Here is an 11,861-nt window from a genome sequence, read left to right as displayed (position 1 = left end):
CCATGCCGGAAGGCTCCGCCGACGACACCGCCGACACCGCCGACCACGCGGCCGCGCGGCTGCCGGACGCGCCGAGCGCGTTCTTCACGGCGCTCGTGACCGAGCACTTCGTGCTCCAGACCGCGCGCGGCATCACCGTCTCGGAGTCGTCGACCCGGGCCGCGATCTACCTGACGACACTGTCGAGCGCCCTGGTGGCGTTCGGGTTCCTGGCCGACACCGACTTCGCCACGGGCTACCTCGCCGTGGTGATCCCGGTCGTCGTGCTGCTCGGGGTCTTCACCTACGAGCGACTCGTCCAGACCTCGCTGGAGGACGTGGTCGCCCTCGCCGCGATGCAGCGGATCCGCCGCTGGTACGGCACGATCCTGCCCGGCGCCCCGCGGTACTTCCCGGTGCCCGAGGACCGGATCGCGCCGAACGAGCTGCTCGACATCGGGCTCCGGCTGTCCTGGCGCGGGGTGTTCTTCACGCTGTCGAGCGCGATCGCGGTCGTGAACTGCATCGTCGCCGGTGCCGGGGCGGCACTGCTGACCGCGAGCACGTGGGCGCAGTCCGGGTCCCTGGCCGCCGGGGTGGTCACGGCCGTCCTGCTCGCCGCTGTGCACGGGATCTACCAGGAGCGTCGGTACGCGCGGGTCCTCGGCATCCTGCGGTCCGACATCCGAGAACGACGACGAGAACGAGACGGACTGACACCATGACCGAACCCCTCCTGCAGGCACACGACCTGACGAAGTCGTTCCCCGGGCCGGAACAGTCGAGGGTCCCGGTGCTCCGGGGTGTCTCACTGTCCGTGCTGCCGGGCGAGTTCGTCGCCGTCGTCGGCCCCAGCGGCTCCGGCAAGTCGACGCTGCTGTACTGCCTGTCCGCCCTCGAGCCCTACGACAGCGGATCGGTGTCGATCGCCGGGCAACGCCTCGAGACCCTCCGACCGAAGCAACTGCAGGCGGTCCGGCGTTCGACGGTCGGCTTCGTGTTCCAGTCCTTCAACCTCATCCCGTCGCTGACCGCGCGGCAGAACATCGCGCTGCCCGCCAGCCTCGCCCACCGGCCGGTCTCCGCGGCCCAGGTCGACGCCGCGCTCGCCTCGGTCGGACTCGCCGACCGCGGGGACCACCGACCGGGTGCGCTGTCCGGCGGGCAGCAGCAGCGGGTCGCGATCGCCCGGGTCCTGGCGTCCGAACCGCACGTCGTGTTCGCCGACGAGCCGACCGGCGCCCTCGACACCACCGCCGGTGACGCGGTCCTCGACCTGCTGCGCCGGGTGGCCGACGGTGACCGGTCAGTGGTGATGGTCACGCACGACCTCGAAGCGGCTGCGCGTGCCGACCGTGTGCTCGTCCTGCGCGACGGGGCCGTGCACCGCGAGCTGGCGCACCCGGACGCCGCCGCGGTCCTCGAAGCACTGACCGCCGCCGCGCAGGAGGCCTGACGTGCTCCGACTCGTCCTGAGCGACCTGCGGCAGAACGCCGGCATCTGGATCGGCGCACTCGTCGTCAGCGCAGCCACCGCGGCGGCTGCCGCCATCGCGGCCGGGATGCTCGAGACCGGCTTCGCGCTCATCGGGTCAGGCAGGCCGACGGACCTGCTCCGGGCCGGCGGCCTCGCCACGCTCGCCTCGCTCGTCGTCGTGCTGACGATCATCGCCGTCACCGCCGTCCTCGGCAGCGTCACCCGCCTGACGATCGACCTGCAGCGGCGGGGCTACGCGCTCTGGCAGCTGGTGGGGGTGCCGTCCCGCACGGTCACGGTCGTCGTCCGGCTGCAGCTCGCCGTCGTGGCACTGGTCGGCAGCACGATCGGCTGCCTCGTCGTGGCCCCGTTCGTGCCGGCGTTCCTGCACTTCGGGCTGTCGGAGTCCGACGGGCTCCGGGACCTCGACGAAGGGTTCGGACCGACCAGCGCCGTCGCGGTCGTGCTCGCGGTGACGCTCGTCGTCGTCCTGAGCAGTCTCCGGCCGTCGCGCCGAGCCGGTCTCGTCCGCCCGATCGAGGTCCTGCGGGAGCCCGAGTCCGTCCGCACCCGGACGACCTGGACCCGCTGGGCCGCGAGTGCCGTCGCACTGCTGCTCGCCGGGCTCCTGACCAGCTCGATCGTCGACGCCGGCGTCCGGACCGGTGGCCAGGTGCTGCTGATCGGGCCGCTCCTGACGGCGGCCTGCACCGCGATCGGCCACGCGGTGTTCCCGGTCGCCCTCCGGGCATGGACCGCGGTGGTGCCCACGCACCGATCGGCATCGTGGTTCCTCGCACGCAACGCCGCCGCGTTCTCCGTCGACCGGAGCAGCGCCACGGTGAGCGCGCTCGTCATCACGATCGCCCTGCCCGGAAGCCTCTTCGCCGGCTTCGACACCCTGGGTGACGCCGTGCACCGGACCACGGGGTCGTCATCGGGTGGTGGACTCGACCTGCAGAGCGTCCTGCTCATGCTCGGCGGGCCGCTGCTCGTTTCGCTCTTCGGCGCGGCCGCCACCGTCCTGATGGCCGGACGCACCCGCGAGCAGGAGGCCGCGCTGGTCGAGGCCGCCGGCGGGTCCCGCGCCACCGTGCTCGCCCGCGCAGCCTGGGAGTCCGTCATCCTCGTCGGCACCGCGGTCCTCGTCGCCGCCGTCGTCCTCGTGCTGACCGGCTGCGGACAAGCCGTCGCGCTCGCGGTCACCGTCCCCGGCACGCAGCCCCACCTGGGTCTGCGAGCCGCCCTTCCGGCCGCCCTCGTGAGCCTCGTGCTCATGGTGGCCGCCGGCACGATCCCCCTCCTCGCGGGACGCAGACGCAGCATCCCGCTCGTCCTCGCCGCCGACTGACCCCGAACCAGGAAGACCCCTCTTGCGCATCCTCTTCTCCGGCGTCCCCGCACTCGGACACCTCCTGCCCCTCGTCCCGCTCGCCCGTGCCGCACAGGCGGCCGGCCACGACGTCGCCCTGCTCACCAGTGGTGGGATGCGCGAGCCCATGGCGACCGAACTGCCCACGGTGCCGGTCCTGGCGGCCGGACCCATGCCTCCCGACCTGTTCGCCGAGGTGGCCCGCCGCATCCCCGGCAGCGACCCCGCGAACCGGCCCGAACCGGCGGCCGTCGCCGAGTTCTTCGCTGGCACCCGCGTCGACCTGACCGCCGACGACGCCGAGCGCGCAGCGCGCGGGTGGGCGCCCGACGTGGTCGTCGCGGACGCCGTCGACCTGGTCGGACCGCTCGTCGCCGCGGAACTCGGCGTGCCGTACGCGATCGTCGCCTTCGGCCCCGAGGTCCCCGAGGAGTTCCGCCGCCCGATGGCCGAGCTCGTCCTCCCCCGCTACGCCGAGCGAGCAGTGGTGCCCACCCCGCCCATCGCCCTGCTCGACCCGACGCCGGTGTCGCTGCAGGCACCCGGGTGGACGCAGCCGCCCGTCACGATCCCGTTCCGTTCCGAACCGCACAGCCGACCCGACACCGCCGCCGCCGAGCCGCTCGCACCGGTCTCGGTGCGCGGAGGACGACCGCGGGTGCTCGTCACCCTCGGCACGGTCTTCGGCGACGCCGCGCTGCTGACGGCGATCCTCGACGGGTTCCAGCCCGACGAGGCCGACCTGGTGGCGACCGTCGGGGTCATCGGCGAGCGCCTCGACGACAGCGAGCACGTGCACTTCGTGCCGTTCCGCCCGATGCGCGAGCTGCTCGAGGGCGTGGACCTGGTCGTCGCAGCGGCCGGCGCCGGCACGGTGCTCGCCGCGGCCAGCGTGGGCGTGCCGATGGTGCTGCTCCCGCAGGGCGCGGACCAGTTCATCAACGCCGCCCGTGCCGCCGAGGCCGGTGTCGCGGTCGTGGTCGACGAGCCGTCGGCGGTCGGTCCTGCGGTGCACCGGATGCTCGCGGAGCGCAGTCACTTCGCCGCGGCACGGCGACTGGGCGACGAGACCGCGCAGCGCCCGAGCGCGACGGACGCCGTCAGGGAGCTCGTCGAACGGGTCGAGCGCGTCGCCTGACGACGGGTCTGGTCAGCGGTCGGTCGGCCCGGGTCCTGCGGGTTCCGGGTCGAACACCGTCTGGGTGAACCGCTGCGCGAGCGGGTCGTCCTGGTCCCCGAGCCGGATGCCGAGCAGCGTGTTGATGAGCATCCCCTTGGCCAGGAACGACTCCGCCGCGGACTCCGACAGCCCGGCCTCCTCGACCAGGAAGTGCAGGATCCGGGTGAAGCCGCCTCGGGCGACCGGTCCGACGACGGGGTCGGCACCGAGCATGTACGACTGCATCACGATGAGGTGCACGCCGTCCTCGGTCGCGAGCGCACGGTAGGCAGCGCCGAGGCGGGACGCGACGGTGCCCGGCTGCCCGTCGTCGAGCGCCGCCCGGAACGCGTCGAGCACGGCTTCGAGGCACCCGTCGACGACGGCGAGGAACAAGTTCTCCTTCGAGCCGAACATCCGGACGACGTACGGCTGGCTGATGCCCGCGGCCTGGGCGATGCGCTCCGTGGTCGCGCCGTGGTACCCCTGCCGGGCGAACACGGCGGCCGCCGCGGTCAGGGTGGCCTCGCGCCGCTGGCTGCCGGCCATGCGCTCCGCACCCTTCTGGACCGGACCCCTTGCTGTCGTCATGCCGCGAGGGTATCATCCGATTCCATGAGTAATGAATCGATTACTAACAGCGCTGCGAAGTCTGCCGGCTTCCCCCCGGTCCGCCGGGTGCTGCCCGTCCTCGTCACCCAGGTCCTGGTCGCGATGACCGTCGCCGGAGCGTTCGCCGGCCTGTACATCGGCCTGCAGAAGGCCCCGACACCCCACCACCTGCCCATCGCCGTCGTCGGCACCCAGGTGGCCGACGCGGCGGGCGAGGCGCTCGGCGACCGCGCCGACGTGCGCACCGCCGGTTCCCCCTCCGACGCACGCGACCTCGTCCGGTCCCGCGACGCGGTCGCAGCCCTCGTCCCCGGCAGCGACGGTTGGTCCCTGTACACGGCAGGCGCCGAGGGACGGAGCGCGACGACCGCCGCGACCACGATGCTCTCCGGGGTCGCGGCCGGCGCCGGTGCCTCCGTCACCAGCACACAGGACGTCGTCCCGCTCGCGACGAACGATGCCCAGGGCATCGCGGGGTTCTACCTGGTCTTCGGCACGACCCTGGCGGCGTTCATCCTGGCGCAGGTCATGAACTCACTCGGCGCCCTCGCTCGGCTCCGCACCCGGATCGTCGTCACGGTGGTGGGGAGCATCGCCGCAGCCGCGGTGGTCGCCGTCATCGCCGGGCCGATCGACGGCGCCGTCCCCGCAGCGACGGGCGCCGTGATCGTGGTGCTCTCGCTCCTCGCCGTCGCCGTCTCGCTGTCCACGATGGCGATCACCTCGATCGTCGGACCGATGGGCGTGATCGTCTCGACGCTCCTCTTCACAACCCTCGGCAACGCGACGAGCGGTGCGACGATCAGCACCCACCTGTTGCCACCCGTGCTCGCCACCGTCGGACAGGCCCTCCCGCCGGGTGCCGCGTTCGGCGCCGTCACGGGGTTCAGCTACTTCGACGGGGCTGGCGCGACGGGCGCGCTCCTCACGTTGGGTGCGTGGATCGTCGCCGCAGCCGTGTCCCTGTCGGTGGCGCACGGGGTGCGGACCGGCGCCGCACGGCGACGGGACGTCGCGGCGATCGTCGGACCGGTGCCGCCGGCCGCCGTCGTGGCGTGAGCGATGCGGTCACCGCGAGCGGCTGACGGACTGGAGGCCCGGTGCCAGCTGGCACCGGGCCTCCCGTCCGCCTGTCGGCACGGCCGATTCGTTGCCGGATCGAGACACCGGTCCGGTCCGTCGTGCGGGATGGTTGAGCCACCGATGGCAGGCAGAACGGAGCGCACGGTGGAACGAGTGGTGGGGTGGGCCACGGTCGCGGTGGTCGTCACCGTGACGGTGTCGATGCTGACGCTGATCCCGACGACCACCTGCGCCGATGCCGTTCCCGGAGAAGCGACGAGCTACTGCACGACCACGCCGATGATCGGTGTCGCCGGCACGTGGGTCGCGGCTGTCACCGGCGCCGTCGTGCTCGCGGTCTGCGTGTGGCAGATCGTCCGGGCGGCCCGAGCCGGCCGCGTGCCGATCGACTGATGCCGCTCCAGGAATGTGCGGCGGAACAGCCGTGCGAGGATTCGTCAACCGCACTTCCGAGGGGAACGACCACCATGACCACAACCCGCACGCTCCACTGGGTCAGCACCGTGCTCCTCGCCGTGGGGTTCCTCGGCGTCGGGGCGCTGATGTACGACGCGTCCTACGGCCCGGAGGGCGGCGGCGCGAACATCGGCCTGGGCCTCGCACTCATCCCGTGCCTCGGATCAGGCGTCGTCGGGCTCGCACTGGGAGCCGCAGCCTTGGTCGCCACGTGGTGGGGCACCCGGGCCGAGCGCTCGCGGACTGCGGTCCGGTGACACAGATGTCCGCCCCGTCCGCTACGCGTCCCTGGACGCTGATCGCCGTCGTGGTGCTGGTCGGCTGGGCGATCGTGACGGCGCTGCTGTTCCCGGTCACGGGGATGGACGAGCACGAGGGGCCCGGCGACCAGGTGTGGCGGACCTCGTCGAGCACGCTCGGCGTGCCGCTCTCACCGGAGTGGGACGTCCTCGTCTGGGTCGCCGCACTCGCGCTGGTGCCGGTCGTCGTCGTCGGTCTCGCGTTCCTGTTCCGCCGCCGACGACCGCACACCGCGCCCGTCAGTCCGTCGCCGGGTGGCCCTGTCCGCTGAGGTGCGCGCGGAGCACGTCACGGACACTCGTCCACGACTGCACGCCGTAGCGGTCGTTGTCGACGTGGTGCAGCTGCGCCTGCCCACTGAACATGCTCACGAAGTACTGCATCCCCTGCCATGCCGGGAACGTCTCGTCGGGGTCCTTCGACAGGCGCCTGCCGACGGCGCTCATCGCGGACAGGGTGCCGGTGGTGCCGGCCCACTGCAGCCGGAAGCGCTCCCCCGTCAGCTCGCTCATGGTGCGTGCGACGTCGCGTGCGGTGACCTGGTCGCCCGCCATCTCGATCACCCGCGGAGCATCGTCGTCCAGCGCGGCGAGGGCCGTGACCCGGGCGACGTCGTCCTTCGTGGTGAAGTCGAGCACCTGGTCCGCCGACGACCAGAACAGCACGAGCCGACGGCCGGACAGGATCATCGGGGCTTCGCCGGTCAGCAGGTCGGTGAACATGCCGGTCAGGATCGAGGTCGCCTGCACCGGGGCCGCGTCGAGGTCGGCGGCGAACTCGCGCCGCAGCTCGAAGTTGCGGTTGGTGCCGGGTGCGATCCGCCGGTAGTCGGCCGAGTAGTCGGACGGGATGAACCGCCGGACGCCCGCCGCCACGGTCGCCGCGAGCAGCGCGCGCTGGGCGTCGACGATCACCGGGCGGGTCCCGCTCACGGCGGAGACCACGACGTCGGCCCCGCTCACGGCCCGGGTCAGGGCGTCGTGGTCACCGTACTCGGCGGCGACGACGTCGACACGGGGGTCATCGCCGAAGCGTTCTGCGGCGGTCCTGCTGCCGGGCCGGGTGAGGACCCGGGCCCGCACGTCGTGCTGGGTGAGCTCGCGGACGATGCGGTGCCCGAGGTCGCCGGTGGCGCCGGCGACGAGGATGGTGGTGGTCATGGGCGGGGCCTCACTGCAGTGGTGGTCGACGTGGTCGTCGCGGTGCGCCGTCGGGATCGCTCCGGGACGGCGAGGGGGTGTTGGAACGTGGGGTCCGCCTGGTCCGGTCCGGCGGTGCCGAGCCCGGCGGTGAGCGCGACGCGGGCCAGCAGCCGGCGCAGTGTCGTCTGTTCGTCGTCGTCGAGGTGCCGCATGAGCACGCCCTCGGCGCCGCGCAGGGCGGACCGCGTCCGGGCGAGCAGGGCACGGCCGGCGTCGGTGGGGTGGACCTGCCGCACTCGCCGGTCGGTCGGGGCGGGGCGGCGCTCGACGAACCCGCCCGCCTCGAGCGCGTCGACGATGTAGGTCATCTGGGTCTTGTCGATCCCGAGGCGCTGCGCAAGCCCGAGTTGCGACGACGGCTCCTCGGTGGTGATCGCGACGAGCACCTGGTAACCACGGGGACCACCCGGCACGTCGGCGACCGCCTCGCTGCCCAGCCGTGTGAAGCCCTGGAGCGCCAGCGGCAGCGCCCACCCGAGTTCGGATTCGATCCCTTCGGCACCCCAGTCGATCTCGGGGAGTGCGTCGGTCGACGTCGGACTGTCCATACCGGAGACCGTACCGGAACAAGATCGTCTTGTGCAAAGATCATCTGCGATCAAGACGGACAGCCGCCCTGACGCCGAGCAGCCGAGGACCCCATGACGGACACCGCAGCCATCACCCCGTTCACCCTCGACGTCCCCCAGGTGGAACTCGACGACCTGCGCCGCCGTCTCCTGACCACCCGCTGGCCCGATGCCGAGACCGTCGGAGACACCTCGCAGGGACCCCGACTCGAGAAGGTCCGCGCCCTCGTCGAACACTGGACGACGGAGTACGACTGGCGCCGGACCGAAGCACTGCTGAACGACTGGGGCCAGTACACGACCCACATCGACGGGCTCGAGGTCCACTTCCTGCACGTCCGGTCCGCCGTCCCCGGTGCCCGCCCGCTCCTGCTCACCCACGGCTGGCCCGGTTCCGTGCTGGAGTTCCGCCACGCGATCGGTCCGCTCACCGACCCGGTTGCGCACGGCGGCGACGCGGCGGACGCCTTCCACGTCGTGATCCCGAGCCTGCCCGGGTTCGGCTTCTCCGGGAAGCCGACGACGACGGGGTGGAACACCGCCCGGACCGCGAGGGCCTGGTCGGTGCTGATGTCCCGGCTCGGGTACACGGACTGGTTCGCCCAGGGCGGTGACCTCGGCGCCACCGTCACCGCGGAGCTCGCCGCACTGCAGGCCGCCGGGGACATCGGGCTCGCCGGGATCCACCTCAACATGGCCCTGTTCATGCCGACCGACGACGAAGTCCGGAACGCCTCCCCCGACGAGCGGGTGATGCTGCAGGAGAGCGGCCACTACTGGCAGGAGCTGTCGGCCTACTCGCAGCAGATGTCGACCCGCCCGCAGACCATCGGGTACTCGTTGGCGGACTCCCCCGTCGGGCTGGCGTCGTGGATCTACGCGATGTTCCAGGACGTCGGCGGCTCCCACGACGAACACGGCGATGCCGAACGGCTCTTCCCGCTCGACGAGATCATCGACGACGTCATGCTGTACTGGCTGCCGAACACCGCTGCGTCCTCGGCGCGCATCTACTGGGAGGCGACGCGGACCGGCTGGGCCACCCCGGGCACCGTCGAGGAGCCGCTGACCCTGCCCGTCGGCCTGAGCATCATGCCGGGCGAGTACGTCCGCCGGTCGCGCCGCTGGGCAGCGCGCCGGTACACGGACCTGGTGTTCTTCAACGAGGTCGCGCGCGGCGGGCACTTCGCGATGCTCGAACAGCCGGAGCTGCTCGTCGACGACGTCCGTGCGACGTTCCGCGGGCTCCGGTGACGGCGAGCGAGCGGATCACCAGCAGCAGGGCGTAGCCGATCATCACGCCGCCCAGCGTCGGCACGAGCCAGGCGCGCGCGTCGCCCGCGACGGCGGTGTTCACGAACCCCAGGCCGGGGATCGAGTACCAGACCCGCCCCATGACCTGCGCGGCGACGACCCGTTCGGGATCGACGGCGGAGTTGTTGTCGCCCTTGAACGTGAACAGACGGCGGCCGTCGGCCCCGATCGCGACGGCGACCACCCGGTGCGAGATCACGCCGGGCCGATCGACCCGGATCTGGTAGGTGACGATGTCGCCGACACCGATGTCCGAGGGGTCCACCGGGCGGACGACCGCCAGCGTGCCCGGTGGCATCCCCGGCTCCATCGAGCTCGTCAGCACGGTGAGCGGTACCGAACCGGTGATCCGCGGAACGAGGATCGCCAGCGCCGCGAGCCCGACCACGACGATCAGGAGCAGGACCGCGGCCGTCTGCCCCAGCAGCCGGAGGGCGCCCGACCAGCGGGCACCCTGCGGCTGCGGCTGCGGCTGCGGCTGCGGCTCCCGCTCCGGCTTCGCCTGCAACACTGCGGTCGTCACGACGTGGCCCGGAGGGAGAACAGCTGGAGTCCGGACGTGCTGCAGTCGGCGACCGTCATCGGGTTGGTGGCGGCGGACCCGCTCGACGCCGTCAGGCAGAGGTCGTTCCGGTTGCGGAACCGGAAGAGCCCACTGCCCGCGCCGACCGCTTCGGCCGTCCACTTCTGGGCGCTGATGTCGTTGTCGGGACGGAGCAGGGCGGAGCGGTCACTCGGGGCGTCCCAGTACAGCGACGGGTTCGACGGAGACGTGATCCGGAGCCAGTCGTCCTCGGGCGTGAAGCGCCAGGTCTGCGTCGCGCTGGTCGTGCAGGACGTCGTGGTGATCGGCGAGCCGGACGCCGACCCACCACTCGCGACGCACGTGCCGGTGGCGTCGTTCCGCAGGACGTACCGGCTCGTCGACGTGTACCAGCCGGTGGCGTGCTGGATGCCGGGAGACGACGGCGACGCGTGGCCGCCCGTCCCGCTGGCGACCGCTCGCACCGTGTACGCGTAGTACTTCGAGACCTGCAGACCGGTGTCGGTGAAGGACCGGACGGACGCCGACGTCACGCTGACCAGGACGCCGTCCCGGTACACGGCGTAGGAACCGATGCCGCTGGCGTCCGCGGGCGCTGCCCAGGTGACGGTGATGCTGCTGTCGGTCTCGGCGGTCTTCGACGGCACCGACGGGGTGACGGTGTCGGCGACGTTCTGGGCGGCGCGGGCGTGCGCGGTGCCGAACCAGGCCCCCTGACGGGCGGTGACGGTCGCGTCCAGGGTGGTCGAGCCTCCGGAGAGGTCGAAGCGCTGGCCCTGGCTGACCGACGTCCGCACACAGGTCGAACGGCTCGCGCCGGCGGCGAGGGTGGCGACCACGGGGGCGATCGTCGTGCCCGAACCGGTGATCGCCGCACTCGACGGAGCACCGGAGCAGGGGTTGGCGTTCGTGGACTGCCAGACGTCGACCCGGACGGCGCTCGACACCGCTGACCCGGCGGTCGCCGCGAGCGAGAGCGAGGTGGTCGCGGGGACGGACCCCGAGTTCGACACCGTGACGAGCGCCGTGCGGGACAGCGCGGCCGAGGAGTACGTCGTGGCGAGGTCCTCGACGCCGCGGATGCCGACCGAGACGGAGCCGGTCGTCGCGGCGGCCCGGACGGACTGGGCCGGGGCGGTCCACGTCGCCCACGCCGTCCCGCCGCTCACGAGTTCGAGCAAGACGACCGCGGCCGCCGTCGCTCCGAGCAGGAGCACGCGTCGACGCGGAGTGCGGTCGGTCATGATCCTGCCTGCGTCCCGCTGATGGTCGTGGTGAAGTCGGTGGAGAGGCCCTGCTGCGAGGCGGCTGCATCGGCCGGCATCGCGACGGCGAGACAGAGGACGACGGCGGCGCCCGGGGGCAGCGCGATGCCTGCGGACCGCGGCGAGGTCGAGTCGAGCGTGCCGGACCACGTGGGGCGCACGCTGCCGGCCCGGCACACGGCCGCCGACGTCGCAGCACCGACGGTCACCCGCAGGTCACTGCGGACACCGGAGGCCGACGTCGTCGTGCCGGCTCGCGCCGTCGCGACGCCGAGGTCGAGGGGGACGTCGCCGGTGTTCGTCGCGGTGACCACGCCGAACTCGGTGGCACCGGGGTAGAGCGGTGCGGACGGCAGCGCGAGACTGCTCAGCGACAGGTCCGCGGACCCGGCGGTGATCGTCGCGGGCTCGGTCGAGGACCGGGCGCTGAGGAGGGCGAACGTGCCACCGTCGGTGGAGATGGCGACGACCGCCACGATCCCCACCGCGGCGACGGCGAGCAACGTCGCCGTCGGCCAGCCGGTCATCG

At 72.6% G+C, this 11,861-nt stretch carries 15 protein-coding genes; 9 read left to right on the top strand and 6 right to left on the bottom strand.

What is annotated here, in order from left to right:
* Positions 1-2 precede the first annotated feature (2 nt).
* Genes DEJ01_RS05175 through DEJ01_RS05160 form a run of 4 tightly spaced genes read left to right on the top strand, consistent with a single transcriptional unit; the run spans position 3 to position 3,966 of the window.
* Entirely contained in the window at positions 3-704 is a 702-nt protein-coding gene (locus DEJ01_RS05175) for a hypothetical protein (protein WP_111092384.1), read from the top strand.
* Positions 701-1,435, top strand: coding sequence for an ABC transporter ATP-binding protein (locus DEJ01_RS05170; protein ID WP_111092383.1), 735 nt, complete (start codon positions 701-703; stop codon positions 1,433-1,435). The genes DEJ01_RS05175 and DEJ01_RS05170 overlap by 4 nt, the downstream gene beginning before the upstream one ends.
* A gap of 1 nt (position 1,436) precedes the next feature.
* Positions 1,437-2,807: an FtsX-like permease family protein gene (locus DEJ01_RS05165; RefSeq protein ID WP_111046538.1), complete on the top strand. Its 1,371-nt coding sequence runs from the start codon at positions 1,437-1,439 to the stop codon at positions 2,805-2,807.
* Between the two features lie 22 nt (positions 2,808-2,829).
* Positions 2,830-3,966 (top strand): glycosyltransferase, encoded by a 1,137-nt coding sequence (locus tag DEJ01_RS05160; RefSeq protein WP_111054331.1) that lies wholly within the window; start codon positions 2,830-2,832, stop codon positions 3,964-3,966.
* A gap of 12 nt (positions 3,967-3,978) precedes the next feature.
* On the opposite strand, the gene DEJ01_RS05155 is transcribed toward DEJ01_RS05160, so the two are convergent.
* Positions 3,979-4,578 (bottom strand): TetR/AcrR family transcriptional regulator, encoded by a 600-nt coding sequence (locus DEJ01_RS05155; RefSeq protein ID WP_111092382.1) that lies wholly within the window; start codon positions 4,576-4,578, stop codon positions 3,979-3,981.
* A 24-nt stretch (positions 4,579-4,602) separates the two neighbouring features.
* On the opposite strand from DEJ01_RS05155, the gene DEJ01_RS05150 reads away from it, so the two are divergent.
* From DEJ01_RS05150 to DEJ01_RS05135, 4 genes are all read left to right on the top strand, one after another.
* Entirely contained in the window at positions 4,603-5,658 is a 1,056-nt protein-coding gene (locus DEJ01_RS05150) for a hypothetical protein (protein ID WP_146247560.1), read from the top strand.
* Between the two features lie 144 nt (positions 5,659-5,802).
* Positions 5,803-6,075, top strand: a complete 273-nt coding sequence (locus tag DEJ01_RS05145; RefSeq protein ID WP_146247559.1) for a hypothetical protein — start codon at positions 5,803-5,805, stop codon at positions 6,073-6,075.
* 74 nt (positions 6,076-6,149) lie between these two features.
* The gene (locus tag DEJ01_RS05140; RefSeq protein WP_111092379.1) at positions 6,150-6,395 is read left to right on the top strand and encodes a hypothetical protein; all 246 of its coding nucleotides are present in this window, start codon (positions 6,150-6,152) and stop codon (positions 6,393-6,395) included.
* Between the two features lie 5 nt (positions 6,396-6,400).
* Positions 6,401-6,709 (top strand): hypothetical protein, encoded by a 309-nt coding sequence (locus DEJ01_RS05135; RefSeq protein WP_111092378.1) that lies wholly within the window; start codon positions 6,401-6,403, stop codon positions 6,707-6,709.
* Here the strand turns inward: DEJ01_RS05135 and DEJ01_RS05130 are convergent.
* Positions 6,678-7,598 (bottom strand): NmrA family NAD(P)-binding protein, encoded by a 921-nt coding sequence (locus DEJ01_RS05130; RefSeq protein ID WP_111092377.1) that lies wholly within the window; start codon positions 7,596-7,598, stop codon positions 6,678-6,680. The two genes, DEJ01_RS05135 and DEJ01_RS05130, sit on opposite strands and share 32 nt — an antisense overlap.
* Positions 7,595-8,188, bottom strand: coding sequence for a MarR family winged helix-turn-helix transcriptional regulator (locus tag DEJ01_RS05125; protein WP_111092376.1), 594 nt, complete (start codon positions 8,186-8,188; stop codon positions 7,595-7,597). Before DEJ01_RS05125 ends, DEJ01_RS05130 begins: the two co-directional genes overlap by 4 nt.
* Before the next feature lie 93 nt (positions 8,189-8,281).
* Between DEJ01_RS05125 and DEJ01_RS05120 the strand changes: the two genes are divergently transcribed.
* A complete protein-coding gene (locus DEJ01_RS05120; protein ID WP_111092375.1) occupies positions 8,282-9,463 on the top strand; it encodes an epoxide hydrolase family protein in 1,182 nt (393 codons plus the stop codon).
* On the opposite strand, the gene DEJ01_RS05115 is transcribed toward DEJ01_RS05120, so the two are convergent.
* Genes DEJ01_RS05115 through DEJ01_RS05105 form a run of 3 tightly spaced genes read right to left on the bottom strand, consistent with a single transcriptional unit; the run spans position 9,369 to position 11,859 of the window.
* Complete coding sequence (locus DEJ01_RS05115) at positions 9,369-10,046, bottom strand: signal peptidase I (protein ID WP_181438362.1); 678 nt, start codon at positions 10,044-10,046, stop codon at positions 9,369-9,371. The genes DEJ01_RS05120 and DEJ01_RS05115 overlap by 95 nt on opposite strands.
* Positions 10,043-11,311, bottom strand: a complete 1,269-nt coding sequence (locus DEJ01_RS05110; RefSeq protein ID WP_111092374.1) for a fibronectin type III domain-containing protein — start codon at positions 11,309-11,311, stop codon at positions 10,043-10,045. The genes DEJ01_RS05115 and DEJ01_RS05110 overlap by 4 nt, the downstream gene beginning before the upstream one ends.
* Positions 11,308-11,859, bottom strand: coding sequence for a hypothetical protein (locus DEJ01_RS05105; protein WP_111092373.1), 552 nt, complete (start codon positions 11,857-11,859; stop codon positions 11,308-11,310). The genes DEJ01_RS05110 and DEJ01_RS05105 overlap by 4 nt, the downstream gene beginning before the upstream one ends.
* Positions 11,860-11,861 lie beyond the last annotated feature (2 nt).

This window comes from Curtobacterium sp. MCLR17_040 (assembly GCF_003234735.1).
GTDB lineage: Bacteria > Actinomycetota > Actinomycetes > Actinomycetales > Microbacteriaceae > Curtobacterium > Curtobacterium flaccumfaciens.
The sequence above is the reverse complement of the archived record's forward strand: the minus strand, read 5'-3'. Positions and strand labels throughout refer to the sequence as shown.

Excerpts from the sequence above, each read along its gene's own strand:
- DEJ01_RS05135 (WP_111092378.1), top strand. The coding sequence starts at position 6,401 with ATGTCCGCCCCGTCCGCTACGCGTCCCTGGACGCTGATCGCCGTCGTG.
- DEJ01_RS05125 (WP_111092376.1), bottom strand. The coding sequence starts at position 8,188 with ATGGACAGTCCGACGTCGACCGACGCACTCCCCGAGATCGACTGGGGT.
- DEJ01_RS05105 (WP_111092373.1), bottom strand. The coding sequence starts at position 11,859 with ATGACCGGCTGGCCGACGGCGACGTTGCTCGCCGTCGCCGCGGTGGGG.
- DEJ01_RS05130 (WP_111092377.1), bottom strand. The coding sequence starts at position 7,598 with ATGACCACCACCATCCTCGTCGCCGGCGCCACCGGCGACCTCGGGCAC.
- DEJ01_RS05120 (WP_111092375.1), top strand. The coding sequence starts at position 8,282 with ATGACGGACACCGCAGCCATCACCCCGTTCACCCTCGACGTCCCCCAG.
- DEJ01_RS05145 (WP_146247559.1), top strand. The coding sequence starts at position 5,803 with ATGGCAGGCAGAACGGAGCGCACGGTGGAACGAGTGGTGGGGTGGGCC.
- DEJ01_RS05150 (WP_146247560.1), top strand. The coding sequence starts at position 4,603 with ATGAGTAATGAATCGATTACTAACAGCGCTGCGAAGTCTGCCGGCTTC.
- DEJ01_RS05175 (WP_111092384.1), top strand. The coding sequence starts at position 3 with ATGCCGGAAGGCTCCGCCGACGACACCGCCGACACCGCCGACCACGCG.
- DEJ01_RS05170 (WP_111092383.1), top strand. The coding sequence starts at position 701 with ATGACCGAACCCCTCCTGCAGGCACACGACCTGACGAAGTCGTTCCCC.
- DEJ01_RS05140 (WP_111092379.1), top strand. The coding sequence starts at position 6,150 with ATGACCACAACCCGCACGCTCCACTGGGTCAGCACCGTGCTCCTCGCC.
- DEJ01_RS05155 (WP_111092382.1), bottom strand. The coding sequence starts at position 4,578 with ATGACGACAGCAAGGGGTCCGGTCCAGAAGGGTGCGGAGCGCATGGCC.
- DEJ01_RS05110 (WP_111092374.1), bottom strand. The coding sequence starts at position 11,311 with ATGACCGACCGCACTCCGCGTCGACGCGTGCTCCTGCTCGGAGCGACG.